The following is a 479-nucleotide window of genomic DNA, read 5'->3' as shown; positions in this document are numbered from 1 at the left end:
CAAATTTTGAATTACTACAGCAAGCGGTGGTCGATTGAAACCTACTTTCGAGCTGCAAAAGTGCATTTTGGCATGGATCGATATCAAGTTCGATCTACGAAATCCATTGATCGTTACTGGGCACTGCTCTCGTTTACTTCGATGTGCTGCATATACAGTGGACAAGGCAGTCTTTTGGATGGATTACATCAATATCGTCGACAGAAGAAACAACACTGGATTGAGTATATCTATAAACAAGCCCAACGCGGAGTAACCCTCGCTCAGATCAAAACGCAGCTTCGAGCTGCTTAGGGATCCTAACAGCTTTTTTGAATTTACAAATTCTTGTATCGATTATTGGCATGTACAGTATATAAGTTGAATCAAAGTTCTTAGCAACCCTTGGCAAGGAAAAATGAACTATTTGTCGAATAAGAAACAGATAAAGAAACGGACAAAGTGGGGGAACGCCATGGATAAGCATAATGAACTGGAAA

Annotated in this window: 1 protein-coding gene; it reads left to right on the top strand. The window is 40.3% G+C overall.

Annotated elements, in window-relative coordinates:
- Positions 1-294, top strand: a 294-nt coding sequence (locus M3650_RS31230) for a transposase (RefSeq protein ID WP_251580237.1), incomplete at its 5' end; no start/stop codon positions are given.
- Positions 295-479 lie beyond the last annotated feature (185 nt).

This window comes from Paenibacillus sp. MER TA 81-3, from assembly GCF_023713585.1.
GTDB classification, from domain to species: domain Bacteria; phylum Bacillota; class Bacilli; order Paenibacillales; family Paenibacillaceae; genus Paenibacillus_B; species Paenibacillus_B profundus.
The sequence above is the reverse complement of the archived record's forward strand: the minus strand, read 5'-3'. Positions and strand labels throughout refer to the sequence as shown.